Source organism: Streptomyces sp. NBC_00690 (assembly GCF_036226685.1).
Classification (GTDB): domain Bacteria; phylum Actinomycetota; class Actinomycetes; order Streptomycetales; family Streptomycetaceae; genus Streptomyces.
Window position 1 is genome coordinate 543,238 of record NZ_CP109009.1, and the last position, 24,407, is coordinate 567,644.

Here is a 24,407-nt window from a genome sequence, read left to right on the forward strand (position 1 = left end):
AGCACAGGTAGGGACGGGGGACGCGGGCATCCGAGGCGGAACCATTCAGGTGCGGTGCCCGGTCGCTCGGCCATCCGACTGACGAGGCACCGGGGCATCTTGGGTCGTTCGATCCTGGGCGTCGGACGATTGTGCGGAGAGGGGGGTGGCGATGTCCTCCAGTGAGCGGCCCTCGGCTGCGACGGCGAAGAAGAAGGCGACCACACCCGCAAGGACCATGAGCGTGGCCCCGATGCAGAACGCGAGAACCGCGTCGGAGACGGCTCCGCTCTCGGTCAGGCCGGCGAAGACGAGTGGGCCGGAGATGCCGCCTGCTGCGGTGCCGATGGCGTAGAAGAAGGCGATGGACATCGCCCGGGTCTCCATGGGGAAGATCTCGCTGACGGTCAGATAGGCGGAGCTTGCTCCGGCCGATGCGAAGAAGAGGACGACGCACCAGCAGAGGGTCATCGTCGTTGCGGTGAGCACTCCGGCGCCGAAGAGTGCGGCGGTGGCGAACAGGAGCAGTCCGGACAGGATGTAGGTACCGGCGATCATGGGCCGCCGCCCCCAGGTGTCGAACAGACGCCCGAGCAGGAGCGGGCCGAGGAAGTTGCCGAAAGCGATGGCCGCGAAGAAGTAGCCGGTCGAGCCGGTGGGGACGTCGAAGAACGTGACCAGGATCGAGCCGAAGCCGAAGGTGATGGCGTTGTACAGGAACGCCTGCCCCACGAAGAGTGCGAAGCCGAGCGTGGCGCGTCGCGGGTAGACGCGGAAGACCGTCCGGGCGATCTCCCCGAAACCGATCGTGCCACGCTGACGCACCGTCATTTCATTGCCGGCGTCGGGCAGGGGTCGCCCGCTGTCCTGTTCAACCTCGTGTTCCACTTCGTCGACGAGCCGCTCAGCGTCCTTGGCCCGGCCGTGAATCAGCATCCAGCGCGGGCTTTCCGGCACATGCCGTCGAACCAGCAGGATCACCAGACCCAACACAACACTGAGGGCGAAGGTGAGCCGCCAGCCGATGTCCTTGGGGAACAGATCGGTGTTGAGCGCGACGACCGACAGCAGCGCGCCGCCCATGGCTCCGAGCCAGTAGCTGCCGTTGATGATCAGATCGACCCGGCCCCGGTACTTGCTGGGGATCAACTCATCAATGGCGGAGTTGATCGCCGCGTACTCCCCACCGATGCCGAAGCCGGTCAGGAACCGGAAGAGGAAGAACCACCAGACGGAGAAGGAAACCGCGGTCAGTGCCGTGGCAGCCAGATACAGGGCCAGGGTGACCAGGAAGAGCCGCTTGCGGCCGTAACGGTCGGTGAGTCGGCCGAAGAACAGGGCCCCGGAGCAAGCACCCGCCACATACAGCGCCGCGGCGACCCCGGTGACCTGGGCACTGCTGATGTCGAGCCCGCTGCCGTCCTCCGAGATCCGCCCGGCGATGGCACCCACCACGGTGACTTCCAGACCGTCGAGGATCCACACCGTCCCGAGGCCGATGACAATCATCCAGTGCCAACGCGACCAGGGCAGACGATCGAGCCGAGCAGGCACCTTCGTCGTCATGGTGTCGGCTGGTAACCGCCTGCCGTCGTTCATGCCTTGCACCCCGTTCCATCCCGAAGTCATGGGTCGATCAGCCGAGTGACGAGCGCCCGACACCGCGCCGGACCATGTGTTCCGCGCTGCCGCCCGGGACTCAACCCACGGGACGACGGTCCGGTGCCCCCGCCATTCGTGGCGGGGGCACCGGTAGAGGGCTAGATCCGCGGTGGCCAGTAGAAGGCCGTCAACTGCCGGCGGTAGTCGGCACTGTCGTGGTGGGTCTCCCGGTGGAACTCGGGGGCGCCCTTGACCTGGTCCTTGGTCAGGCCCAGGAACACCTTCTTGTGGTCCGTGTCGACCTGAGTGACGGACCCGGCGGGGATGAGTACTTCCCTGCCGAAGATCCACGGACCGGTGTCCACCACGAGACAGGCGGAGCCGACCTCGTCGGTGTGTTTGTCGACCTTGCCGATGTCGCCATCCAGGGCCTCCACCTGGAATCCGGTCAGATCGGACCCGGTGTATCCGGCTGCGGACGGGTAGTCCCAAGCGTTTTCCTGCACGGTACGGAATCCTTTCCCTCGGAATGCGAAGAGGCCGCGGCGGGGGCGCCGCTCCTCCGGACGGAACCGCTCCCGTCCTCACCGCGCGCCTTCCCCACTCACCGCCCGCCATACGTACCGGCTCTCCGCGAAGCTCAATTGGGCCCCCCGCGTCGGCAAACCAATGCTTCGTCAGATGGAGGTGTCAGCCGACCGGGCACGAGCCCGTCCGAGGAGCGAACCGGCACACCGCGCCCTGGGCGCCACGTCATGATCCGGGCGGGGTGAGCCGTGCAACGTCACCCCGCCCGAGCAGCAGCGAGCAGCCACGGTGCACAACAGGGGTCCGCTCCCCCACCGGTGGGCCATCTCGCGATCAGCCAGGAAGGATCAGGAGACGATGACCTCTTCCACCAGCAGTTTGACGCTGGCGGCGATCGACTCGGCATCGATGCCGGAGTGGTGGAGTTGTTCTTCGGGGGTGGCGGAGCCGGGCATGTTCGAGACCGCGAGGCGAACCAGTCGAGGCCCCGGACGACCGTCGGCGAAGGCCGCCGCGACCGCGTCCCCGATACCGCCCGCGGGCCGGTGGTCCTCGACCGTCATCAGACACCCCGTTTCCTCCGCCGCGCGCTGGAGGGTCTCCGCATCGACGGGCTTGATCGAATACAGGTCGACCACCCGCACGGCAATGCCGTCGGCTGCCAACAGATCGGCGGCGCGCAGTGCCTCATGCACGGTGACACCGGCGCCGACAACGGTGAGCCGGTCGTCCGGGCTGGACCGCAGCACCCGGGAACCCCCGACCGGAAAGTCCTCGTCCGGGCCATAGAGCACAGGCGTCGCTCCACGGCTGGTGCGCAGATATCCGATGCCCGGTAGCCGGGACATATGGGGAACGAGACGGGCCGTCTGGTTGGCGTCACAGGGGTAGAGGACGGTTGAGCCATGGATGGCACGCATCATGGCGAGGTCTTCGAGCCCCATCTGGGAGGGCCCGTCCTGGCCGATGGCGACCCCCGCATGGGAGCCGCAGAGCTGGATGCCGGTACCACTGACGGCGGCCATCCGAATGAAGTCGTGGGCCCGGGTGAGGAAGGCCGCGAAGGTCGTCGCGTACGGGAGGTAGCCGCGCGCCCGCATCCCGACCGCGGTCGCGACCAGTTGTTGTTCGGCGATGTACAACTCGAAGTACCGGTCCGGATGGGCCTTGGCAAACGCGTCCGCCCGGGTGGAGTCGCCGACCTCACCGTCCAACGCGACGACATCGCCGCGCTCGGACCCCAACGCGGCGAGCGCGGCGCCGAAGGCGTCCCGGGTGGCGACCTTGTCGCCGACCTGGTAGCGCGGCGTCGCAGCTTCTTCGGACGACGGCGAAGCCGTGGCAACCGAGCCGTCGGGCGGCGACGCGACCTCGACCCGAGCGGAGCGGATGCCACCCAGTTCCTCGATCGCCTGCGCCGCGTGGGGCAGCGGTTTGCCATGGAAGCCCTCCTGGTCCTCCACCTCGGCAACACCGCGGCCCTTGTGGGTACGGGCGATCACCGCCGTCGGCCGGCCCTGGGTGGCCGCGGCCTCCTGATAGGCGGCGTCGATCGCGGTGACGTCATGGCCGTCGATCTCGACCGTGTGCCAGCCGAAGGCCCTGAACCGCCGTCCGTAGGCATCGAGGTCCCATCCCTCGCGGGTGGGGCCGCGCTGACCGAGCCGATTGACGTCGACGATCAGCGTCAGGTTGTCGAGCCGTTCGTACGCGGCATGTTCGGCGGCCTCCCAGATGGAACCCTCGGCCATCTCGCTGTCCCCGCACAACACCCAGATCCGGTACGGAAGCCGGTCGAGCCGCTTCCCGGCGAGCGCCATCCCGGCACCGACGGGCAGCCCCTGACCGAGGGAGCCGGTGGCCACGTCCACCCAGGGCAGACGTGGGGTCGGGTGGCCCTCCAGGAGGCTGCCGTCCTGCCGGAAGGTGAGCAGTTCGGCTTCGTCGACCACCCCGGCGGCCCGGTAGAGCGCGTAGAGCAGTGGGGACGCATGCCCCTTGGACAGGACCAGTCGGTCGTTGCCCGGGTGATGGGGTCGGTCGAAGTCGTACCGCAGATGGTGCGCCAGCAGTACGGCACCGAGATCGGCAGCCGACATCGACGACGTGGGATGACCCGACCCCGCCGCGTCCGCCGCACGCACCGCGTCGACCCTCAACTGCTGCCCGAGTTCGGCCAGTTGATCCATCTCCATGTCAGCGCTCCTTGCTCGGTCCACTTCGCGGCTCATCGAGGCGCGTCCTCCTACCAGGGTCGCGCCCTCCTCCAGGGTTCCGCCTACTTCCCCAGACCGCTCCCCGAGTGCCCCGACACTCTCCGCGCAAAACCGATCCCGGAGGCGGACCGCGCCCTCGTGGGAGCTCGGCACCAGGACAAGTCCTCCAACCGGGCCGGTCGGCTCGAAGTGCGGCCTGCATCGGTGTGTCGCACCATCGGAGGGATGCCCGCTGTGACTGGGCGGGCCGTGGCAAGAGATCCGGGACCGGAAGAAAAGTGCATTTTGTCGCCGTGCGGTGTGATTCTTCCAGCGGCAGACGGGTAGCCGGGCATCGAAAGCCGGTACGCGGGGCCGCTTCGGAAAGCTGCTCCGCGTCCCCAGCCGATCACACACCCGGCCACTGCCCAACCCGGCAGTGGTTTCCGGGTGAGGAGAGGGAGTGAGCACGGATGAGGATCGCCTTCCTGGTGGCTCCTGAAGGAATCGAACAGATCGAACTGACCGAGCCCTGGCAGGCCGTCGTCGACGCGGGTGACACCCCCTCGCTGATCTCCACCGAAGCGGGCCGCGTGCAGGCGTTCAACCACCTCGACCGCGGGGACACCTTCCCGGTCGACCAGGTCGTGGCAGAAGCCGACGTGACGGCGTACGACGCTCTCGTACTGCCCGGTGGCGTAGCGAACCCGGACGCTCTGCGGATGGACGAACGTGCTGTGGCCTTCGCACGGTCGTTCTTCGACGCGGGCAAGCCCGTGGCGGCCATCTGTCACGCACCCTGGCTGCTCGTGGAGGCGGACGTCGTCGGCCGACGGACCCTGACCTCCTGGCCGAGTCTGCGCACCGACGTCCGCAACGCCGGCGGTACCTGGGTCGACGAACCGGTGCGGATCTGTCGCAACGGCCCGAACACCCTGATCACCAGCCGTAGGCCGGATGACCTCAAGGACTTCACCGGCGCGTTCACCGAGGAGTTCGCCGCGGCGACGTCCTGAAGGAGCGCAGCCACATCGCACGAGGGCGTTGCCCCCAGTTGTACGGGACGCCGCAGCAGTCTCCGGAATTGGCTTGATCCGTAGGCAGCGGCTTCAGCCCTGCCCATACGGATTTGGACATCCTTGTCGCCCTCCGCATAGACCGATCATGACCTGGATAGCCTCTGGCTTTGTTCGACCTCGTTCGGGTCGAATTCATGCCAGGTTGAGCCGCACTCCACGAGGAATTCGTATGTGCGGCACGGGGAGGGAACGGCAGCGTGAGCCAACAGGCCGCACCAATACTCGACACCGAGCAGATAGCCCAATTCGATAAACTCGGCTATCTCGTACTCCCCGCCTTCCTACCGCCCGCGCTGGTGGCGCGACTGGAGCCCGAGGTCGACCACTGGGTGGACAGTGGGCTGCGGGCGGACTCGATCGCAGCCTGCCGTGACTCCGAGTCGTTACAACCGCCGCCGGTCATGGAGATCGAACTCCCGGCCCACGGCGAGCTTGTCGCACACCCTCCCCTGATGTGGCTGCTGGACCAGCTCATGGGAGGAGACTTCGTCTTCCATCACCTCCACAGCGTCCGACTGGCCCCGGACGCCCCTGGAAAAAGCTGGCACCACGACTATGAGCAGCCCGCGGGGCTGGGCCGCAGTCATCTGATGGTGCATGCCCTGCACTACCTCGGCGGCCTCGACGCTTCACAAGGCGGCCTCGCGCTCCTCCCGGGCTCGCACCGAGAACATGCGGAGAAAGCCGCCCGGGCCCGGTTAGGCTGTGCCGAGCTGCTGGGCGAGGTCCTGGTCAACGACCTGCCGCGCGGCTCGACCGTGCTGATCCACTCGGCACTGTTCCACACCCGGCGCCCGCCCCGCGTCACGGGGGGCGAGGCGAACCGGCCTCGCTATCTGGTCGATGGTTCGTACTGTCGGACGGGGGTGCGCTGGCAGCCGGTGAAGCCGTACTGGCGTCAGATGCTCAGCCGGGCAAGGGACCTGGGCCTGGACCACGGTCAGTGGCCGGAGCTCTTCTCCGACCAGCACTTCACCGAGTACGCCGACCCAAGCTGACGCTCCTGAGAGGCACACCAGCATGCTGACCGTCGCGCCCGTCTCGTTCGACGAGGTCCTTCACCGCTTCCACCAGGAGCACCCGCTGGACCGGGAGCACGAGGAGAACACCAACGACGAGGCAGAGGGGCACCTCCATGCCGCGGACCGCACCATCGGGGGATGGAGCAAGGTCCTGCTCGACAGGAGTGACCTGGGCGGCATCGTCCTGCCGTGGCATCTCGGTGAGGGCGGGGAGCGGGAGCTCATTCCCAAGACCGGGCTGACGGTCGCCCGTACGGTGGCGCTGCTGCGCGCGTCGGGCACGGCGTACGCACGCTCGAACCCGGTCTGCGGCCGCAAGATCGCGCACCAGTCGACCAGCGCCTTCGCCACGATCTTCCTCAGCGTCGGACCGGCGCCGGGCATCGACTACGACGGTCTGGAAGTCAGGGACAGGCTCACCCACCTGGACGGCCTGCACCGCATGGTCTCCTGGGAGCTCCACGGCCGGCTCACTCCCGGCACCCGGATCCAGGCGTACGTGGCTGGCGGGCCCGCCGCCGGATCCGGGCTGGCAGCCGGACCGCTAGCCGCGGCCGACGTACGGCATGGCGGTGGGCATCACCGTGACGGACTGGATGTTCACGCCGACGGGTAGGTTCGCCATCGTCACGACCATGTTCACGACATGGGAGACGTCCATGGTCGGCTCGACCCGGAGCGATCCGTCGGCCTGCCGGACCGCCGGTTGTTCACGGCCCACCGGTGTGACGTTGCCGATGTCTATCTGGCCGCAGGAGATGTCGTACCGGCGTCCGTCGAGCGACAGGGACCGGGTGATCCCGGCGACCGCGTGCTTGGCCGCGGTGAAGGCGATCGAGTCCGGGCGCGGCACATGGGCCGAGGGAGCGCCGTTGTTGATGATGCGACCGCCACGCGGTAGCTGGTCCTTCATCATCCGGTAGGCGGCCCGTGAGCACAGGAAGGTGCCGGTGGCGATCGAGTCGAGCACCCGCCGCCAGTCGTCGACATCCACGTCCTCGGTCGGCGTGTACGGCATCGTGTCGGCCGCGTTGTTGAACAGTACGTCCACGCGCCCGAACCGCTCACCCACCTCGACGAACAAGCGCGTGACGGCGTCGGCGTCGGTGATGTCCGCGACGACCGGCACGGCCTGGCCCCGGCCGCGCCCTTGTCCGGCACCTGCGCGGGCGAGTTCCGCCGTCTCCTCCAAAGTGTCCTTTCTCCGCCCGACCAACACGACCGACCACCCGTCCGCGACGAGCGCCAGGGCGCAGGCGCGGCCAATGCCGCTGCCGGCGCCGGTAATGACAGAGACCTTATGGACCTTTTCGGCCACGAGCAGTTCCCCTTACAGGAGCAAGAATGAGTCTCGAAAATTTCACCACCCCTACCGTTCGCGGTGTTCCTGAAATCGGGAATACCAAAACGAGCCAAGCCCTGTTCGAACGAGCGAAACTCTCACTGGCCGGCGGGATCGCCTCCTCGTCACGTCTCACCTCTACGGGTACCCGCCCGTACCCGCTCTACATCAGCAGCGGCTCGGGGGCACGAATCGTCGATGTCGATGGAAACGAGTACCTCGACTACCTCATCTCCTACGGCAGTGTGATCCTCGGACACGCCGCTCCGGCCATCACCTCCGCGTTGTCCTCGGTGCTGGCGAGCGGCACGATGTTCGGCACCTGCAACGTGCCGGAGGTCGAACTCGCCGAGTTGATCTGTTCGTTGGTCCCCTGCGCTGATCTGGTGCGCTTCTCGAACTCTGGCTCCGAGGCAGTACTCGGCGCGGTACGTACGGCGCGCGGATTCACCGGCCGTTCCACGATCCTCAAATTCGAAGGTCACTACCACGGGTGGACCGACACCCTGGCGATCTCGAACCGCCCCACCGCCGCTCAGGCCGGTCCCTATGAATCCCCCGCAGCCCATCCCCACTCCCCGGGAATCCCGCAAGGTGTCGTGGACGACGTGGTGGTCTGCCCGTGGAACGACGTGGACCTCCTGCGCACGGCGCTCGACGCACACCGGGGCGAGATCGCAGCCGTGATCTGCGAACCGATCGTCGCCAACAACGCCTGCACGATGCCGCTCCCCGGCTACCTCCAGACGCTGCGCGAGGAATGCACAGCGCGCGGCATCCTGCTGATCTTCGACGAGGTCTGCACCGGCTTCCGCACCGGCCCCGGAGGGGCCCAGTCGCTCTTCGGAGTGGTCCCGGACCTCGCGGTCTACTCCAAGGCCCTGGGTGGGGGGCTGCCCATCGCCGCCTTCGCCGGCCGTCACGACGTCATGGACAGCCTCGCCACCGGCCAGGTCAAGCATGGCGGCACCTACAACGGCTCTCCGTTGTGCGCCGCCGCCGCTCTGGTCACTCTCACCGAACTGGCCGACCCGGCCGTCACGGCGCGGATCGACGAGAGCGGCCGACGTGTCATGGAGGCCATTCGCAAAGCCTCCGTGGATCACCGCGTTCCCTGCGCGGTACAGGGCGTCGGATCCATGTTCCAGGTCGTGTTCTCCGCCGACGGTGCACCGACGCGGCAGTACCGCGACACTTTCCGCCTCGACCAGCACCGCTATGACGCATTCCGCCACGCCCTCCTCCAGCGTGGCATCCACGCCAACGGCTTCGGACTGGCCTGCTGGTTCGTCTCCGCCGCCCTCACTGAATCCGACGTTGACGAGACCTGCACGGCGATCGACGAGGCGTTCGCCGCCATCCGCACTGTCTGACGGACCGCTACGCGGCGTTTGAGCGTACGCGGCGGTGATCGGCGTGCGAACGCACCGGGCCCACCGCCGATCCCGGTTCAGATGGCCCGGGCGAGCGTGGGCCGACCTAGGTCACACAGGCGGGGATGGACGGGCTGACTACCGGGGTTGAGAGCCCCTTCCACGCCATGCTGGCGGGCCTCCTCCAGAACGAGGAGCCCGACGGCCAGCGCTCTTCGACGAAGTGCTGGCGGAGTTGGGGCTGCTCTTCGGCCCGCCGCTGTCCACGAGCAGGCCAACCGCCTCGCTGATCTGCTGCGCCTGCGGCTCCCAGTGGGCGGTAGGCCAGTGGCCGTCAGCGCGCGGGTGCACCGGTCTCCCTCGCAGCCGTGCTCGCTTTATCCTCGGCGGCGCACCCCGACGCACCGGGCGCCCGATCAGAGGGCGAGCGCGGCTCCTGTTCTGCTGCGGACCTCTTCGGGTGAGATGCCGGGGGCCGTCTCAACGAGCCGGAGGGTGCTGTCGGCCACATCGATGACGCCGAGGTCGGTGATGATCCGATGGACACAGGCCCTGCCGGTCAGCGGCAGAGTGCACTCGGAGAGGATCTTGGGTGTGCCGTCCTTCGCGGTGTGCTCCATCAGTACGATCACCAAGCCGGCCCCGTGGACGAGGTCCATCGCGCCACCCATGCCCTTGATCATCTTTCCGGGTACGGACCAGTTCGCCAGATCGCCGTTCTGCGACACCTGCATGCCGCCGAGGATCGCGGTGTCGATGTGCCCGCCGCGGATCATGCCGAAGGAGAGTGACGAGTCGAAAAAGGACGCACCCGGCCGAGTGGCAATGGTCTCCTTGCCCGCATTGATCAGGTCGGGGTCCACCGAGTCCTCGGACGGATAGCCGCCGACGCCGAGGATGCCGTTCTCCGACTGGAGCACCACGTGTACGCCGGGTGGTACGTGGCTGGGAACCAGGGTCGGCAGGCCGATGCCCAGGTTCACATAGGAGTCGGGGACCAGTTCCTGCGCGGCGCGGGCCGCCATCTGTTCTCTGGACCAGGGCATCAGACCTGCACCGTCCTCGGTACTCGGGGTGCGGACACGATTCTGCGTTCGATGCGTTTGTCCGCCGCCTCGTACGCGGTCAAGGGGATGACGCCCTGGACGAAGACACCGGGCAGGTGGATTGCGTCGGGGTCCAGTTCACCGGGCTCGACCAGTTCCTCGACTTCGGCGAGCGTCACCCGGCCGGCCATCGCGGCCAGCGGGTTGAAGTTGCGCGCGGACCTGTTGAACACCAGGTTGCCGTACCGATCGCCCTTCGCCGCGCGGACGAAGGCGTAGTCGGTGGTGATCGACTCCTCCAACAGATACTCCTTGCCGTCGAAGGTGCGTACGTCCTTGGGCGGCGACACGACGGCAGGGTCTCCGTCGGCGCCGTACCGCCAGGGCAGTCCACCCGCCGCGATCTGGGTGCCGACGCCCGCTGGGGTGTAGAAGGCCGGGATTCCGCACCCGCCCGCCCGCAGACGCTCGGCAAGGGTGCCCTGGGGGACGAGTTCCACCTCGATCTCCCCGTTGAGGTACTGGCGGGCGAACTCCTTGTTCTCCCCCACGTAGGAGCCGGTGACGCGGGCGATACGGCCCGCGGCCAGCAGGACTCCCAACGCCCAGTCGTCCACTCCGCAGTTGTTGGACACCACCTTCAAGCCGTCTGCGCCCTGCTGGTGCAGTGCGTGGATCAACACCGAGGGCACCCCGCAGAGGCCGAACCCTCCCGCTGCGAGGGATGCGCCATCGGGAACACCGACGACTGCTTGGGCGGCGGATGCAATCACTTTGTCCATCGCGGATTCCTGTCTGTCACATGTCCTCATGAAGGTCGTCCCGGCCCGACGGTCGGGCTCCGAATGGTGATGTCAGCGGGCGGCTCTGGATGCGGCACGGAACCCGTCGACCGCGCCGTGTGCGGCCACCGCCAGCATCGACGTGTCGTTGCCGAGGACGACGAACCCGGCACCGGCCCGGGCGGCCTGCTCGGGCGTGGCGCCGAAGGCGAGTCCGCAGGGCTTTCCGGCATCCGCCGCCGCGCTCAATACCCTGTTGACCAGTGCCTGCACGGCAGAGGCAGCGGCGGGGAGTCCCATGGAGAGAGCGAGGTCGACGGCGCCCACGAACACCGCGTCGACCTCGGGGAGGGCGAGGATCTCCGGGGCCGCCGAGATCGCCTCTTCGCTTTCCAGTTGCGGTATGCAGAGCACGGAGTCGTTGCCCTCGGCCAGGTACTCGGCTCCGGGGCGCAGGCCCCAGCGACCTGCGCGGCTGGTGCCGCCCGCACCACGGCTGCCCTGCGGTGGGAAACGGGTCGCCCGGCTCACGGCCAGGGCCTGCTCGACAGTGTCCACCCGGGGCACCAGGACGCCCCCCGCCCCTGCGTCGAGAACCCGCTGAATGGTCGACGGGGTGTGGTCCGGGACCCGTACGAGAGGTGTCATGCCAAGTGCCGCCGCACTGTTGACGAGCCGGTAGGCGGTCTCCAGGGTCAGTGGCGCGTGTTCCAGGTCGATGACGACGAAGTCGAACCCGGCGTGGGCCATGATCTCCACCGGCTCTGGAGCGGCCATCTTCAACCAGGTGCCCACAGGCGTACGGGAGCGGTGGAGCAGTGGGGTCGGTGTGGGGGTCACGGGCGTGGGTACTGCTCGGCGTTGAGGACCCATCCGGGCTGGTCGGAGAAGTCCTCGCGGGGTGGCGAGAAGATGTCGATGAGCTGGTTGAGACCGCGGCCGGTGGCGGCGGATGTGTGCACGGTCGGTGGGGGGATCACGGTCGTGGAAGGACTGGCGACCGACTGGTGGTCATCGTCCCGCCAAGTGTGCGAGTCCGCCGTCCACGGGGTGCGGATGTGGTGGACGAATTCACCGGCGACGGCCAGCGACACCTGTTCGAAGTCATCGTGATGGTGGGGGGACAACTGCGACGGATCACGCGGGCCGATGGTCGGCGGAAGGAAGTTGACCATGAAGGCACGTGTGCGGAAGATGCGCCCGAACCGCTTCGGGTCTTCGGGGATGTCCGCCAGCGGATGGACCCGTAGCCGGTCACCATCGACGGGTTCGGGCCATGGAATGAGTGGGGCGACCCGCGGGTGGGGTGTGTCGTAGGAAGCGGCGTTGCGCGCCCGCTCGGCCCAGCCCGGCTCATCAGCCTGCACCAGCCGTACGACGTCGCCCTCGCCGAGGGCGGTGATCGCACCAGGACCGGGTGGGATCACGATCAGCCCCTGTCCGTGCAAGGTGACCGTGTCGTCCCCGCTGGTGACCTGGACTGCGGACGAGTCCTGCACCAGGAGCAGGACATGTTCATGGGTGAGGTCGAAGGCTCCGAGACGGCAACCGAGTGTCGGACGGGTGTAGGCGATGACCATGTTCTGCGCCCGACTGACCCAGGTGCCGGGTTCGTCCGGCGCAAATCGTGTGTAGTCGTGGTACTCGGGCGCGGCAATGCCGGTGTCCGTCGCCGAGGCAAACCCACTGAGGGCGGCCCGAGGGTCGTCTTTGGTGTACATGTCCTGTCCCCTTGTCTCAGTCGAGTCCCAGCAGGGCAGCCGGGTTGTCCCTGGTCATCCGCTGGAGTTCCCGCTCGGGGAGGCCGAGGTCGAGCAGTGCGCCGCAGACCCGCAGATAGGCGTCGACCGGTTTCGGGTTGCCGGCCTGGCCGAGGTCGGAAGAGATGACGGTGTGTTCGGGGCCGATGCGCTCGATCCAGTCGAGGAGCAGCTTCGGGTCCCACTTCATGTGCCCTTCCGGGTCGTACATCCCCACTTCGTGTTCGATGTGCGCACCGAGACGTACGTACTCCAGGCACTGCTCGGGTTCGGCGCCGATGACGAAGTTCGGGTGGTTGACGATCAGTCGGCGGATGCCTTTGGCGCGGGCCGCCTCGAAGAGCCGACGGATCAGATCCGGGTACATATGCCCGCCGGAGAGCAGTGCGCCGCTCTCAGCGACGACATCGAGGATCTCGTCCACCTCGGGCCGCAGCTCACCCGCGGCGTCGAGGATGTCGATGCGGTCGCAGGTCAGCGGCACGGTCTCGGTGGGGAATCCGTCGCCCTCGCGATGGCATTCGATGTGCCGGCCCGAGGACATGGTCGGGAACCACACCACCTTGCCGCCCATCCGCAGCGACATCCGGACCGCGTGGGGATTCAATCCGCCGGTGAAGCTGTTGAGGGCGATCCCACCGAAGACCTGGGTTCGCAGCTGGCGCAGACGCGGGGCCATGGCAAGTACGTCCATCACCGTGTTGTGGTGGTGGGACTTGACCACGATGGCCCGCATGTCGAGCCGCTCCTGTGCGTCCTGGGCGGCCTCCACATGGTCCATCCGCCGGGGGAACGGGCTGGGCCCGGAGTGGCAGTGGAGGTCGACGCTGCCCCGCAGCACCTTGGCAACAGGGTCGGATATCGCTGTCATCATGCATCCCCTTCGATGTTCGTAAAATCAGAATGCTTGTTCACATCGCGAACGTCAAGTATCGATCTTTACCAACATGCGATCAATCAAGGCTGATGAACCATTTACGTGTCCACATAGAGCGATGTAACTTCACCATGTGAACAGAGCGACCGCATCTGACTCTCGTGGCAAGGAGCACCGATGAACCAAACCCACACCGCCCGCAGACCTGCGGTGCCGGATTCCGAGTACCACCCCAAGGCCAAGGCGGCGGTCCGCGCGGGGGTGCTGGCCTACTTCGTCGACCAGTTCGACATCTACCTACCGATCATCGCCCTGGCCCCCGCGAGCGCCTACTTCCAGTCCACAGACATCAGCACCAGCGCGGCGGCTCTGCTCAACGCATTCGTCTTCGCGTCGACCCTGATCGCCCGTCCGATCGGCGCGATGATCTTCGGGCACTTCGCCGACACCCGCAGTCGCCACAAGAGCACCCTGGTCGCGGTCGCAGGGTTCGGTGTCACCACCGCCCTCATCGCGGTGCTCCCCGGCTACGAGACGATCGGCATCGCCTCGGTCGTCCTACTCATCGCCCTGCGGTTCGTGGACGGCATCTTCCTCGGCGGCGAATACACCACCGCCGTGCCCCTCGCGATGGAATGGAGTCCCCGCAACCGCCGCGGGCTGGTTTCGGGAAGCATCACCTGCACCTCGCCGGCCGCCTACGCGGTGGTGGCCGCCATCACACTCGTCCTGCTCTCCGTGATGCCGTCGGCCGATGTGGACTCCGCGTACGTACAGTGGGGTTGGCGCATTCCCTTCGCGATCGGAGCCCTGCTGGCCGTTGTGCTCTTCCTCGCCTACCGCCGTGAGGTCGAGGAGCCCAACACCGAGCGCACCACTCAGGGCGGTTCACCCCTGGCCCAACTGGTCAAGGGCGAGCATCGGCGCAGCATGATCCAGATCTTCGTGCTGATGACGGGCACCTGGCTGGCCTGCAACGCCGGACTGGCGGTCCTGCCCGGACTGCTCTCCTCACACGTCGGACTCACGAACACCGAGGTGACGGTCACCATGATGGTGGCGACCGCCGTAACCGCCGTGACCTATCCCCTGTTCGGGATCCTGTCCCAGCGCATCGGCCGCCGCCCCTTCTACATCGGCTACGGCATCGCGGTGGTGGTCGGCGCGCCCGCCTACGCACTCGCCATGAACAGGGACAACGGCCTCGGCATGACGATGGTGATCTGCAGCGTGGTCACCGTGTTCACCATCGGGACCTTCGCACCGATCGCCGCCTATCTGACCGAGCGCTTCCCCGCGAGCATCCGGGCCAGCGGATACGGCGTCGGCCACAGCCTCGCGCTGATCATCCCCGCTTTCTACGCGTTCTATCTCGACGGGCTCGCCGGCTTCATGCCCGACTACTACGCCCCCGTGGTTCTGGTGGTCCTCGCCGGAGCCCTCATCAGTGTCGGTGCACTGGCCGGTCCGGAGACCAAGGATGTGGACATGGGACCTCAGACGACGGATACGGTGACCTGAACAGGCATCGCAGCGACAAGGGAGTTCTCAATGGCGCATGGCGTCGACGGAGCGGCGTCCTCGGGCGACATCCAGGCGGTGAGCCGGGTCGGACAGATCCTGGGCCTGTTCTCCGGGGCCAATCCCACCACCACGGTGGCAGAGGCAGCCGAGCAGTTGGGGTTGAACCGGAGCACCACCCATCGGTACTTCACCTCCCTCGTCGCCGCGGATCTGTTGGAACGGACCGCCGAGCCGTCGCGCTTCTCACCGGGGAGCCTGCTGCTCCAACTGGGTGCGGCAGCCCTGGGCAGACGACGGGTGCTGGACGTGGCGCCGCCGTACATGCGACGGGTCTCGCATGCCACACATCTGACCACTGTCCTCAGCCTGTGGGGCTCATCGGGCCCGGTGGTCTCACGCTCCGAGGAGGACGGCACCCGCTCGGTGTTGGTCACCGTGCGGGTGGGCACCCAGCTCGGGCTGCGCTCCGCTCAGGCGAAGGTGTTCCTCGCCTTCCTCCCCGACCAGCTACGCGTCGACAGGCTGCTCCTCACCCTGCCGGAGAGCGAACAGGACGAGTTGCGATCCGAACTCGACGAGGTGCGACGCACCGGCATCGCCACCGACCACCTCGTCGATTCCGGCATCACCGCGTTGGCAACCGGGGTGTTCGACGAGTACGGCATCTGCGCGACGATCGCGATCGTGGGCACCACCCGTACGCTGCCGTTCGAGGGTGCCCACCCGTTCCGCGACGAACTGCTCGCCGCCGCCGAGCAGATCTCCGGAGCCATGGGTGGCTCGACCGCACCTCGCTGATTCCGGGGCCTCCCCGTGGCGGGTGGGGTCAGCCACACCGGCCAGCCGTGATCAGTTCGCGTACCGGAGTGTTACGGGAGAACCGTGCCTCCCGTCTTCCCCTGTTGTGGGATGGAAGGCACGGCGGCAGGTCCTTGCGCCGATCAGTGCCAGGCGCGGTCGACTCCGGTGGGGTTGTCGCCCTGGACGGGGCCGATGAAGTCCTCCATGATCCCCCGCAACCGCTCCACTCGCGCCCGGTCGAGCATGAACTCGCGGAACCCGCCCGGGTCAGTGTTGGGGTACTGGTCGATGGACTTCCAACCGGGAATCTCCACATCACGGCGCGCGGGCCACTGCGCCGACGCCTGCTGGGCCTGCCGCGAGAGCCGGTAAGCCATATAGAGCTTCGCGGCAGCGGGATGCGGAGCGTCCTTGAGAATCGCTCCGGTCTGGTACCACGACTGGAAGAAGTCCTCCTTCGGCAGGATGAACCGCATCGAGTCACCCTCGGGCGGGTTCAGGTAGTAGAACGAGGTGAACGTCGCCGCCCGCTCACCCGAACCGATCACCGCCAGCGGGGTCGCGGTACCCCGTACCCACAGCGGGTTCTGCTTCAGCAGCTTCTCCAGCCAGCCGTATCCGTGCTTCGCGATGATCCGCTCGAACTGGTACAGAACGGCGTCATCGTCATGGGGATACGTCAGTACGATCCGGTCCTTGAGATCAGGACGCAGATAGTCGAGTGCCTCCCTCGGCGCCTGGTCCTCGGGAATGACGTTGGTGTCGACGACATTGGAGAAGGCGAACACGAAGAGCGCGTAGTAGGCGCCGTCGGGGTCCACGAAGTCCGGGTCGACCTGGTCCAGGCCCTCCGGCCGAAAAGCCTGGAGGAGGCCCTGCTCCTTCCAGTACGGGAAGTCGTTCACCGTCTGGACATGCACCACATCCACCCGGTTGTCCCCGCGGATGTGCTGGGCGTCGATCCGCGCGTTGTGGAACTTGCTCAGATCGACGGTCACCTCGATATCGATCTCCGGGAACGCCTCGCGGAACCCGGCCGTGTACATCCCCGCCTGCTCCGGCGCGTCACCACCGGCATAGACCACCAGCCCACCGCCCTCCGCCCTGGCCTGCTCGTACAACTCCTTGAGTGCGTCCGTGCTCATCGCTCGTCTCCTTGGCTTCGCTGATGGCCCTCACGAGGCGGCCGGGGGTGCGGCCCTGACCGGGAGCACCCGCATGAAGGTCCGACCATCACCGGATCTCATCTGAAATGCCGTAGCGCTTCCCATTTGGGAACTATCCACCATCACGACACTGATGACCTAGGACTGACCATGGTTCCAAGTGGGTACTGTTGGGGCTCCCCCGACCCGGTCTGGGTCCGCTCCCGGACCCGGCCACCGGCTTCCGGCACCAGCGCTCCCCCACGCCAAGCGCCCCGCCACCGCGGCGGGGCGCAGTCACATCGGCTACGAGGTCCAGTCGGCCGTCCCAGAGGGCCGCTCGGCTCCTCTGGCGTCCACAATTCGCTCGACGCCGTCGGTCGGGTCGTTGTCGTTGTCCGGCCGGCTAGCGGAGAGAAGGCAAGCACCGGCCGTATCCGGTGTCCGGTGCCCTACGGCCGCCGGACCTCGAAGAGGAAGCAGCCATGTTCCAGGGCCCGTATGTGCACCAGCGCGACTCCGGGCTCGGCGAACGCCTCCCGAAGGACCCGGTCGTACCCGGCGTCCGCGCTCTCCGGGACCTCGAAGAAGCGGCCCCTGACGATGTGCCCCTTCGCGTTGTAGCACCGGACGGTGCGCAGTGCCCCGGATCGCGTGGACGGATACTTCCCTGATTCCCGCGGCCCCTTGCACTCGTCCGCGTGGATGAACACCGGTCCGATTTCGTCATAGGCGCCGGGATCAGCTCCGGTGGTCGTCGCCCAGCGGCGGAGCGGCGCATAGGAGACGAGGGCGACCCGCTCACCCGCTTCGATGGTCCGCAGGCAACAGCGCAGCGGACCCCCCACACAGTCCAGGGGCACGCCGTCCTCACTCGCGGTGTACGGCCGCATCGGCCGCCCGCCGTCATCGACGATCCGAAGTTCTTGTAGCGCGGCGGGAGGGATGGCAAGAGCTGTGTAGGCGGTCATGGGACCAGTTTCGGTAGCCGCGCCACGGGCTGTCTGGCGGAATTCGGACATGGAGTTCAACGTCGCGCTTCGGAATGCGCGGCAAGCGTGCCGGCTACCGATGGGCATTGCGCCGATACTGTCGTTGTTGGCACGCACGCGAGCAATATGTGCGGCGTCGGCCGCGTGCTTGTTGGGCGAACGGCTCCGTACAGACGACACAGTGTCCCGAGGCCAGAACATTTTCGTCACGCGTTGAATCAATTTCATCACGCGGGGGCTGATCCTGCACGCCTTGGGAGATCGACTGGGCCGCGGCGACGAGCCCCTCTATCGCGATGCGCCGACGCGGTGTGTGGCTCATCAATTCATCATCCAGGTCGGGGCATTGTCTGACGATGTCGTCGTCGGGGCACTGCAGCAGGTGCAACAGGTACTCATGCGCGCTCTGCAACTGCTCGATCTTCTCCTGGATCAGCCCCGTCTGCCGCTGCACCGTGCTCTGCCAGTGCCGATTCCGGCTCCCTGAGGTGACAACCGATGTCTGCTCAAGAGGCATCGCCCCAACGACACAGCACAGGTAGGCGAGACCGATGCGACGGAGCTCGGTCTCGGTGTAGACCCGGCGTCCATTGATCCTCGGCGGTTCCGGAAGCACCCGTTGGGACTCCCACCACCGCAGGGTCGACGGAGCAAGGCCGAAGAGGGCTGCCGCTTGACCGATCGAGACGCCTTGTGGAGTGTCCATGCACCTATTTGACATCAAGTCACCTTGAAGTCTCAAGATTGAAGTGAGGTTAGGCATACCTAGCCACTCCCGATGGTGGTCGTTCAAACGGCATCGACACGGTCGGGGGCGAGAGCACCTCGACGAAGGCGATGACACTCCTCAGGAGGAACAGGAACGTGAGCACAACAACAGAAGGACGCGCGGCCCCCGCTTCGGGGGCCGATGTGGGCGGCGACCGGTCGGCCGCACTGGCGAACCCCGGGTCCCTGGCACGGTTGCTCGCTCCGATCCGAACCCATCTGGTGGTCTGCGCGACCCTCTCGGCCCTGGGTGCGGCGGCGGGGATCGTGCCGTACATCGCCGTCGCCGAAATCGCTCAACTCATGCTCGACGGCGCGACAGTGGCGCATGAGTCCATCTGGACCTGGGTCGGCATCGGTGCCGCGGGCGCCGGGCTCTGGCTGCTGTTGCTCGTGCAGTCCTCCCGTGTGGGGCACTACGCGGACGCGAAGATCCTGCACGAGCTGCGTACGCGGATCGTGCGCCATCTCGGCGCGTTGCCGTTGGGCTGGTTCCGCGCTTCGGGCTCGGGCAAGGTCAAGAGGGCGCTGACAGGCGACCTGGAGGAGATGCACGAGGTCATCGCCCACGCCTTGGGGCAACTGACCGGAGCGGGCACGGTGATGGTCGTCGGGGCGGGCTATCTGCTCTCCGTCGATGTGACGATGGCCCTGATCGTGCTCGGCGTACTGGGCCTGATGGGGGTCTGCTACCGCATCTCGATGCGGTCCATGACGACCCATATGAGTCGGTTGACCGCTGCCGATGCGCGGATCAGCGCGGCCAGCGTCGAGTACGCCGATGGGATCCAGGTGGTCAAGTCGTTCGGCACCGGAGGCCGGGTCCTACGTCGCTTCGACGACGCCGTGGACGAACACACCGACGCGTTCGCAGCATGGGTCGCCGAGGTGCGCTACAGCTCGGCGGCAGCACGGCTGCTCGGCTCGGAGATGGCCGTCCTCGCCGTTGTGACGGCCTCGGGGCTGGCCTTCGTCGACCATGGGTCGCTGGCGGTCGCGGATCTCGTGGCGTTCCTGGTCGTCGCAGTGGGTCTGCCGAACTCGATCCTCCCAGCCGTCACCGCCTCCCAGGGGGTACGCAAGGGGCGCATGGGCGCGGCCAACATCGAGCGTCTGCTGTCCCGTTCACCATTGCCCGAGACCGAGCGACCGCTCACGCCAGACGGTCACGACGTGGAGTTCGACCGTGTCTCGTTCTCCTACGACGGAGTCAACCATGCGGTCGAGGATGTCAGCGCCATCTGTCCCTCCGGCCGAGTCACCGCGATCGTGGGCCCGTCGGGCGCTGGTAAGTCGACCCTCGCAAGCCTGTTGCCGCGCTTCTACGACGTCACGGACGGAGCGATCCGGATCGGCGGTGTGGATGTGCGCTCGATGCCATCGACGGAGCTGTTGGCTTCGATGTCACTGGTGTTCCAGGAAGTGGCGCTGCTGCGGGACAGCGTGGCGGAGAACATTCGCATCGGTCGCCCCGGTGCCAGCGACGCGGAGGTCCGCGAGGCGGCAGCCGCTGCCCATGTCCACGAGGTGATCGAGCGACTGCCCAACGGGTACGACACGCTGCTCGACGCCGGTGGGGGCAGCCTGTCCGGTGGTGAGCGCCAACGGCTGACGATAGCTCGGGCGATCCTCTCCGGGGCGCCGATCGTCGTCCTGGACGAAGCGACGGCAGCGCTGGACGCCGACAGTGAGGAGGCGGTTCAGAACGCCCTGGCCAATCTGGCCGTCGGCAAGACCGTGATCGTGATCGCCCACCGGCTGCACACGATCGCCGGTGCCGCCCACATCCTCGTACTCGACAAAGGACGGCTGGCCGAACGGGGCGGCCACGACGACTTGCTCGCACGAGACGGCTTGTACGCGCGGATGTGGGCCGCGCAGGAAGGGGTGCCCGCATGATCCGCAGGTTGTACCGACTCTGGCCCGAGCCGCAACTGTTGGCCCGCCTCTGGCTGCTCACGGCGGCGCAGGCCGTCCTCCAGGGACTGCTGCTCGGCCTCCTCGTCCCCGTTCTGAACGCCATCGCACGGCCCGAACCCGACATCGCCGAGGCCACGCCGTGGCTCGTGCTCGGAGCCATCGGCGCTGCCACGTACGCGGTGCTCTCTGTCATCGCCACTCCGGTGGGCTTCGCGGCGGCCGGCGTACTGGCGGCGCAACTGCGCCGACGGTTGATGCGCCATGTGAGCACACTGTCGTTGGGATGGTTCACCGCCGACCACAAGGCGCGGCTTGCACGGGGGGTGACCGCGGACGTGGGCAACGCTGCGCACCTGGCCGTGACGATCGGTGGGCCCGTGATCACCTCGACGCTGTTGCCGGCGACGGTCGTGGCCGTGACCTTCGCGGTGGACTGGCGGATGGCGTTGCTGTTGTGCGCGATCGCGCTGGTCGCCTTCCTGGCGCTGCGCCGCGCCGCACGCATCGCCGAGATCGCGGAAATCGAGTTGGAGCGGGCATCGACCGAGGTCGCCGGCAGGGCGATCGAACTGGGTCAGGCGCAGTCGGTGCTGCGGGCTGCCGGCCATGCCGACGGCACGCCTCGGATGCGGGCCTCGCTTGAGGACCACCGCGACACCTACCGGGATGGCATGGGGCGCGCTCGACAACCGTTCTTCGTCTACACCGGCGTGATCATGGGTGGGTTCGTCGCGGTGCTCGCACTGACCGCCGAACTGATGCTCAGCAACCGTATTGCGGTTCCCGAGGCCATCGCACTGCTCGTCCTGGCGGCCCGATTCCTGGAGCCACTCGGCAATCTCATCGACCTCATCGGGGCCCTGCGCGCGATGAGGAACCAGATCGCGCGCATCGAGGACCTGCTGGCTGCGCCCACGCTGCCGGTGCCGGCCGACCCGATATCCGATCTGGAGACGACCGACGTTGAGTTCTCACACGTCAGCTTCGCCTATCCGGGCAGTGACACCCCCGCCCTGAGCGAGGTGTCCCTGCACTGCCGACCGGGCACCACCACTGCGCTGATCGGGCCGTCGGGCTCCGGCAAGACGACGGTGACCCGGCTCATCGCGCGATTCTTCGATGTGGACACAGGGCAGGTGCGGGTGGGCGGCGTCGATGTTCGTGAACTCGATCCGAGCGCCTTGCTCGACGAGATCGCCATCGTGTTCCAGGACGTCTACCTGTTCGACGACACCATCGAGAACAACCTGCGCCTAGCTCGGCCGGAGGCGACGTGGGAAGAGCTCACGGAGGCCGCGGCGGCAGCGCGACTCGATGAGGTGATCGAGCGACTGCCCAACGGCTGGAACACATGTGTGGGCGAGGCGGGGGCCCAACTGTCGGGCGGCGAACGTCAACGTGTCGCGATCGCCCGGGCGATCCTCAAGCGAGCCCGCATCGTGCTCGTCGACGAGGCAAGTTCCGCTCTCGACCCGGAGAACGAAGCCGCGATCACCGAGGCGATCGCCAACCTCGGTGACGACCCCGACCGCACGGTGATCGTGATCGCCCATCATCCCGCCACTCTGGCCGCTGCGGACCATGTGGTCTCGCTCGACGGCAGCCGAGTCGTCGAGACCGGCACGCCGGCGGAGCTGCTGCGCACGGACGGGGCATTCGCCCGCCTCAGCCGGCAGAACGAGCGAGCGCGACACTGGCGGATCGCCGACCACGGATGAGGCGCGCGCACGGGGAAAGCCCCTCGCGAACACGTCCGCTGCGAATCGCCACCAAGGACCACCAGGCCGGCCGCTGTGCGGGGTGCGGAGCCAGCCCTTGGAACGAGGTTCTCAGTCGGGGGCGCCTCCTGCGGGTTCGCCTTCACGAAGGGTCACCCCATAGGCAGGGCTCATGGTCCGTCCGTCCCTGTGGGCTTCCGCTTCCGGAGACCAGCGATGCGCTCGCTCCGGCACTCACCACTCAACCATGAGCCGCATCAAAGGAGACAGCGATGCCACGCCGAACAAGCCGACGACACCGGACCCGCACGGCAGGGCTGTGGGCCGTACTCATCGCCACGGGCCTGATCTTGAGCGGCTGCGGCTCTGCAACCGGTGAGAACCCGCCCGCAGCGGCCAACACAACGACAGTAAAGGCCGCGAACGGTCGGATCACCGTGCCCGTGACCGATCAACACATCTGGGCGCTGGATGTGTACACGGCGCTGAACCTCCTGGCTGTCGGCGTCGTACCCGAACATGCCGCCAGGACCCACCAGGGACAGGAAGCCCGCGAAGGGATAGCTGCTGATGCGGGCGTGAAGATCGTCGAGGCGCACAAGCTGGAACTGGTCGTCAGCGCCACACCGTCCCTGATCGTCGGCATTGACCACCCCGAACACCGCGCCCTGCTCAAACACCTGAAGGCGATCGCCCCTGTCGTCCTCATCGAGGACGGGACCGAGATCAAGGAGCAGCTAGCGATGATGGGCACGATGACCAGGCGCACGACCGAGGCCAGGAAGACCGTCAATCGCATCGGTACGGCGACCGCAACGCTTGCTGCACGGATCAAAGGTGCCGGCTACTCGGGGCGGACCGTGTCCATCCTCCAGGAGTATCCGACCGTCTTCTACGCCTACGACAACAGCACTCAATGCGGAGCGCTGCTGACCCGTCTGGGTCTGGACCGTCCCGAGGTGCAGTCCGGCGAGTCCGAGTGGGGGTACACCGAAGTCTCCGAGGAGAACCTCGGCGAGCACGGCGCCGACATCGTGATCGCTCTGGTGGACCGCATCTACGCCAAGGGAAAGTCCGTGCTCGACAGCCCCATGCTCGACACCTCCGAAGCGATCACCGCGGAAGTGGAGTTCTCCGGCTGGTACAACAGCGACATCCTCAGTGCGTGGTGGGTTCTGCACGATGTGGCGGCCATTCTGTTCCATCAGGCACAACCCGCCACCCATGCGGACGTACCGGCTCTATGGTCGCGAGCCCTCGGGACCGAAACTCCGGGCGTCCGCAGCCCCTCGGCCTGAGCACGGCTGCACCACACCGACCTGTTGGACGCAGCCCGGCGAACCGGACGCATTGGTCCATCGTGGTCGTGATCGTGGTGACGGTCGTGGCGACAGCGGGGGACTTCGCACCGAAAGATGCCGCGAGAGTTCCCCACTACTGTCCAAGTCGGGGCGTTGTCGCTGGTCAGACTCGCCTGCGCGCCCTGCTGCGGATGCTCAGAATACGCATCCACCATGCCATCCCGAGGAGTGTGACTCCGACTGCGCAGTAGTTCCAAGCGTTCTCCCAGCCTCTGGCGACGCCCAGCAGGTTCAGAGCGACCCAGAGTACGAGCACGACACACAGGGCGGTCCATGCTATGTCCGCCCAACGCTCGCGCAGTTGGGAGAGCTGGACCGTACCTCGCCGCATCTCCCCCATCGGTTCGCCCTCGTCACTCATGTCTGCTCTCCCATCGTTGATCGATCCTGACTCCGAGAGGTGATAGCCGTATCAGGGCTTTCGCCGGGATACCCGTGGTGTGACCGGTCCTGACATCAGAAGCGGCTCAGTCGTCACCGTGACGAGGCCCCTTTCAGCACCCGTGCACCCGGGCAGTGCGACCACACTGCCGTGGGCCTCGGCGAGCTAGGAGCGGTTGTGTACGTGTTATTCATGGAGTTGCGGGTTCCCC

The 24,407-nt window shown here is 67.1% G+C and carries 22 protein-coding genes and 1 pseudogene; 9 read left to right on the top strand and 14 right to left on the bottom strand.

What is annotated here, in order from left to right; all coding sequences use genetic code 11:
- Nucleotides 1-45 precede the first annotated feature (45 nt).
- From OID54_RS02350 to OID54_RS02360, 3 genes are all read right to left on the bottom strand, one after another.
- Nucleotides 46-1,578, bottom strand: a complete 1,533-nt coding sequence (locus tag OID54_RS02350) for an MFS transporter (RefSeq protein WP_329013166.1) — start codon at nt 1,576-1,578, stop codon at nt 46-48.
- A 161-nt stretch (nt 1,579-1,739) separates the two neighbouring features.
- Nucleotides 1,740-2,087 carry a PRC-barrel domain-containing protein gene (locus OID54_RS02355; RefSeq protein ID WP_329013169.1) on the bottom strand — a complete coding sequence of 116 codons (348 nt, stop codon included), beginning with the start codon at nt 2,085-2,087 and terminating at the stop codon, nt 1,740-1,742.
- Nucleotides 2,088-2,456: 369 nt separating this feature from the next.
- Nucleotides 2,457-4,304, bottom strand: a complete 1,848-nt coding sequence (locus OID54_RS02360; RefSeq protein ID WP_443055510.1) for a transketolase — start codon at nt 4,302-4,304, stop codon at nt 2,457-2,459.
- A gap of 473 nt (nt 4,305-4,777) precedes the next feature.
- Here OID54_RS02360 and OID54_RS02365 point away from each other — a divergent pair, with 473 nt between their 5' ends.
- The 3 genes from OID54_RS02365 to OID54_RS02375 all read left to right on the top strand — a co-directional run bounded on the left by OID54_RS02365 (nt 4,778) and on the right by OID54_RS02375 (nt 7,021).
- The gene (locus OID54_RS02365) at nt 4,778-5,320 is read left to right on the top strand and encodes a type 1 glutamine amidotransferase domain-containing protein (RefSeq protein WP_329013174.1); all 543 of its coding nucleotides are present in this window, start codon (nt 4,778-4,780) and stop codon (nt 5,318-5,320) included.
- 260 nt (nt 5,321-5,580) lie between these two features.
- A complete protein-coding gene (locus OID54_RS02370) occupies nt 5,581-6,381 on the top strand; it encodes a phytanoyl-CoA dioxygenase family protein (RefSeq protein ID WP_329013177.1) in 801 nt (266 codons plus the stop codon).
- A gap of 22 nt (nt 6,382-6,403) precedes the next feature.
- The gene (locus tag OID54_RS02375; RefSeq protein WP_329013180.1) at nt 6,404-7,021 is read left to right on the top strand and encodes a DUF6309 family protein; all 618 of its coding nucleotides are present in this window, start codon (nt 6,404-6,406) and stop codon (nt 7,019-7,021) included.
- Here OID54_RS02375 and OID54_RS02380 read toward each other — a convergent pair.
- A complete protein-coding gene (locus tag OID54_RS02380; RefSeq protein WP_329013183.1) occupies nt 6,950-7,723 on the bottom strand; it encodes an SDR family oxidoreductase in 774 nt (257 codons plus the stop codon). The genes OID54_RS02375 and OID54_RS02380 overlap by 72 nt on opposite strands.
- A 26-nt stretch (nt 7,724-7,749) precedes the next feature.
- Here OID54_RS02380 and OID54_RS02385 point away from each other — a divergent pair, with 26 nt between their 5' ends.
- Nucleotides 7,750-9,120: an aspartate aminotransferase family protein gene (locus tag OID54_RS02385; RefSeq protein WP_329013186.1), complete on the top strand. Its 1,371-nt coding sequence runs from the start codon at nt 7,750-7,752 to the stop codon at nt 9,118-9,120.
- Between the two features lie 416 nt (nt 9,121-9,536).
- Here OID54_RS02385 and OID54_RS02390 read toward each other — a convergent pair whose 3' ends face one another.
- The 5 genes from OID54_RS02390 to OID54_RS02410 form a co-directional block, all read right to left on the bottom strand.
- A complete protein-coding gene (locus OID54_RS02390; protein WP_329013188.1) occupies nt 9,537-10,166 on the bottom strand; it encodes a CoA transferase subunit B in 630 nt (209 codons plus the stop codon).
- Entirely contained in the window at nt 10,166-10,948 is a 783-nt protein-coding gene (locus OID54_RS02395; protein ID WP_329013191.1) for a CoA transferase subunit A, read from the bottom strand. Before OID54_RS02395 ends, OID54_RS02390 begins: the two co-directional genes overlap by 1 nt.
- Nucleotides 10,949-11,020: 72 nt before the next feature.
- On the bottom strand, nt 11,021-11,788 hold the full coding sequence (locus OID54_RS02400) for an HpcH/HpaI aldolase family protein (RefSeq protein WP_329013194.1): 768 nt from the start codon (nt 11,786-11,788) through the stop codon (nt 11,021-11,023).
- The gene (locus OID54_RS02405) at nt 11,785-12,669 is read right to left on the bottom strand and encodes a hypothetical protein (protein WP_329013197.1); all 885 of its coding nucleotides are present in this window, start codon (nt 12,667-12,669) and stop codon (nt 11,785-11,787) included. Before OID54_RS02405 ends, OID54_RS02400 begins: the two co-directional genes overlap by 4 nt.
- A 16-nt stretch (nt 12,670-12,685) precedes the next feature.
- Nucleotides 12,686-13,579, bottom strand: a complete 894-nt coding sequence (locus OID54_RS02410; protein WP_329013201.1) for a DUF6282 family protein — start codon at nt 13,577-13,579, stop codon at nt 12,686-12,688.
- A 183-nt stretch (nt 13,580-13,762) separates the two neighbouring features.
- Between OID54_RS02410 and OID54_RS02415 the strand changes: the two genes are divergently transcribed.
- Both OID54_RS02415 and OID54_RS02420 read left to right on the top strand, forming a co-directional pair.
- The gene (locus tag OID54_RS02415; RefSeq protein ID WP_329013203.1) at nt 13,763-15,106 is read left to right on the top strand and encodes an MFS transporter; all 1,344 of its coding nucleotides are present in this window, start codon (nt 13,763-13,765) and stop codon (nt 15,104-15,106) included.
- A gap of 30 nt (nt 15,107-15,136) precedes the next feature.
- The gene (locus tag OID54_RS02420; protein ID WP_329013206.1) at nt 15,137-15,907 is read left to right on the top strand and encodes an IclR family transcriptional regulator; all 771 of its coding nucleotides are present in this window, start codon (nt 15,137-15,139) and stop codon (nt 15,905-15,907) included.
- Between the two features lie 143 nt (nt 15,908-16,050).
- Here the strand turns inward: OID54_RS02420 and OID54_RS02425 are convergent, their stop codons facing one another.
- The 4 genes and pseudogenes from OID54_RS02425 to OID54_RS02440 all read right to left on the bottom strand — a co-directional run.
- Nucleotides 16,051-17,055 (bottom strand): ABC transporter substrate-binding protein, encoded by a 1,005-nt coding sequence (locus OID54_RS02425; protein ID WP_329013208.1) that lies wholly within the window; start codon nt 17,053-17,055, stop codon nt 16,051-16,053.
- Between the two features lie 452 nt (nt 17,056-17,507).
- A complete protein-coding gene (locus OID54_RS02430) occupies nt 17,508-18,026 on the bottom strand; it encodes a DUF1203 domain-containing protein (protein ID WP_329013211.1) in 519 nt (172 codons plus the stop codon).
- Nucleotides 18,027-18,120: 94 nt separating this feature from the next.
- The gene (locus tag OID54_RS02435) at nt 18,121-18,564 is read right to left on the bottom strand and encodes a hypothetical protein (RefSeq protein ID WP_329028023.1); all 444 of its coding nucleotides are present in this window, start codon (nt 18,562-18,564) and stop codon (nt 18,121-18,123) included.
- A 42-nt stretch (nt 18,565-18,606) separates the two neighbouring features.
- Nucleotides 18,607-18,810: pseudogene (locus tag OID54_RS02440) on the bottom strand (MerR family DNA-binding transcriptional regulator); the annotation flags it as partial.
- 101 nt (nt 18,811-18,911) lie between these two features.
- Between OID54_RS02440 and OID54_RS02445 the strand changes: the two are divergent.
- The 3 genes from OID54_RS02445 to OID54_RS02455 all read left to right on the top strand — a co-directional run bounded on the left by OID54_RS02445 (nt 18,912) and on the right by OID54_RS02455 (nt 23,751).
- A complete protein-coding gene (locus OID54_RS02445; protein WP_329013214.1) occupies nt 18,912-20,714 on the top strand; it encodes an ABC transporter ATP-binding protein in 1,803 nt (600 codons plus the stop codon).
- Nucleotides 20,711-22,453: an ABC transporter ATP-binding protein gene (locus OID54_RS02450; protein WP_329013217.1), complete on the top strand. Its 1,743-nt coding sequence runs from the start codon at nt 20,711-20,713 to the stop codon at nt 22,451-22,453. Before OID54_RS02445 ends, OID54_RS02450 begins: the two co-directional genes overlap by 4 nt.
- Nucleotides 22,454-22,725: 272 nt before the next feature.
- A complete protein-coding gene (locus tag OID54_RS02455) occupies nt 22,726-23,751 on the top strand; it encodes an ABC transporter substrate-binding protein (protein WP_329013220.1) in 1,026 nt (341 codons plus the stop codon).
- A gap of 166 nt (nt 23,752-23,917) precedes the next feature.
- Here OID54_RS02455 and OID54_RS02460 read toward each other — a convergent pair whose 3' ends face one another.
- Nucleotides 23,918-24,175, bottom strand: a complete 258-nt coding sequence (locus tag OID54_RS02460; RefSeq protein WP_329013222.1) for a hypothetical protein — start codon at nt 24,173-24,175, stop codon at nt 23,918-23,920.
- Nucleotides 24,176-24,407: the final 232 nt, after the last annotated feature.

What these genes read in the sequence shown, in the direction of transcription:
- OID54_RS02350 (WP_329013166.1), bottom strand. Translation starts at nt 1,578, where the DNA reads ATGAACGACGGCAGGCGGTTACCAGCCGACACCATGACGACGAAGGTG.
- OID54_RS02360 (WP_443055510.1), bottom strand. Translation starts at nt 4,304, where the DNA reads ATGGAGATGGATCAACTGGCCGAACTCGGGCAGCAGTTGAGGGTCGAC.
- OID54_RS02365 (WP_329013174.1), top strand. Translation starts at nt 4,778, where the DNA reads ATGAGGATCGCCTTCCTGGTGGCTCCTGAAGGAATCGAACAGATCGAA.
- OID54_RS02375 (WP_329013180.1), top strand. Translation starts at nt 6,404, where the DNA reads ATGCTGACCGTCGCGCCCGTCTCGTTCGACGAGGTCCTTCACCGCTTC.
- OID54_RS02385 (WP_329013186.1), top strand. Translation starts at nt 7,750, where the DNA reads ATGAGTCTCGAAAATTTCACCACCCCTACCGTTCGCGGTGTTCCTGAA.
- OID54_RS02390 (WP_329013188.1), bottom strand. Translation starts at nt 10,166, where the DNA reads ATGCCCTGGTCCAGAGAACAGATGGCGGCCCGCGCCGCGCAGGAACTG.
- OID54_RS02395 (WP_329013191.1), bottom strand. Translation starts at nt 10,948, where the DNA reads ATGGACAAAGTGATTGCATCCGCCGCCCAAGCAGTCGTCGGTGTTCCC.
- OID54_RS02405 (WP_329013197.1), bottom strand. Translation starts at nt 12,669, where the DNA reads ATGTACACCAAAGACGACCCTCGGGCCGCCCTCAGTGGGTTTGCCTCG.
- OID54_RS02410 (WP_329013201.1), bottom strand. Translation starts at nt 13,579, where the DNA reads ATGACAGCGATATCCGACCCTGTTGCCAAGGTGCTGCGGGGCAGCGTC.
- OID54_RS02415 (WP_329013203.1), top strand. Translation starts at nt 13,763, where the DNA reads ATGAACCAAACCCACACCGCCCGCAGACCTGCGGTGCCGGATTCCGAG.
- OID54_RS02420 (WP_329013206.1), top strand. Translation starts at nt 15,137, where the DNA reads ATGGCGCATGGCGTCGACGGAGCGGCGTCCTCGGGCGACATCCAGGCG.
- OID54_RS02425 (WP_329013208.1), bottom strand. Translation starts at nt 17,055, where the DNA reads ATGAGCACGGACGCACTCAAGGAGTTGTACGAGCAGGCCAGGGCGGAG.
- OID54_RS02430 (WP_329013211.1), bottom strand. Translation starts at nt 18,026, where the DNA reads ATGACCGCCTACACAGCTCTTGCCATCCCTCCCGCCGCGCTACAAGAA.
- OID54_RS02435 (WP_329028023.1), bottom strand. Translation starts at nt 18,564, where the DNA reads ATGCCTCTTGAGCAGACATCGGTTGTCACCTCAGGGAGCCGGAATCGG.
- OID54_RS02450 (WP_329013217.1), top strand. Translation starts at nt 20,711, where the DNA reads ATGATCCGCAGGTTGTACCGACTCTGGCCCGAGCCGCAACTGTTGGCC.
- OID54_RS02455 (WP_329013220.1), top strand. Translation starts at nt 22,726, where the DNA reads ATGCCACGCCGAACAAGCCGACGACACCGGACCCGCACGGCAGGGCTG.
- OID54_RS02460 (WP_329013222.1), bottom strand. Translation starts at nt 24,175, where the DNA reads ATGAGTGACGAGGGCGAACCGATGGGGGAGATGCGGCGAGGTACGGTC.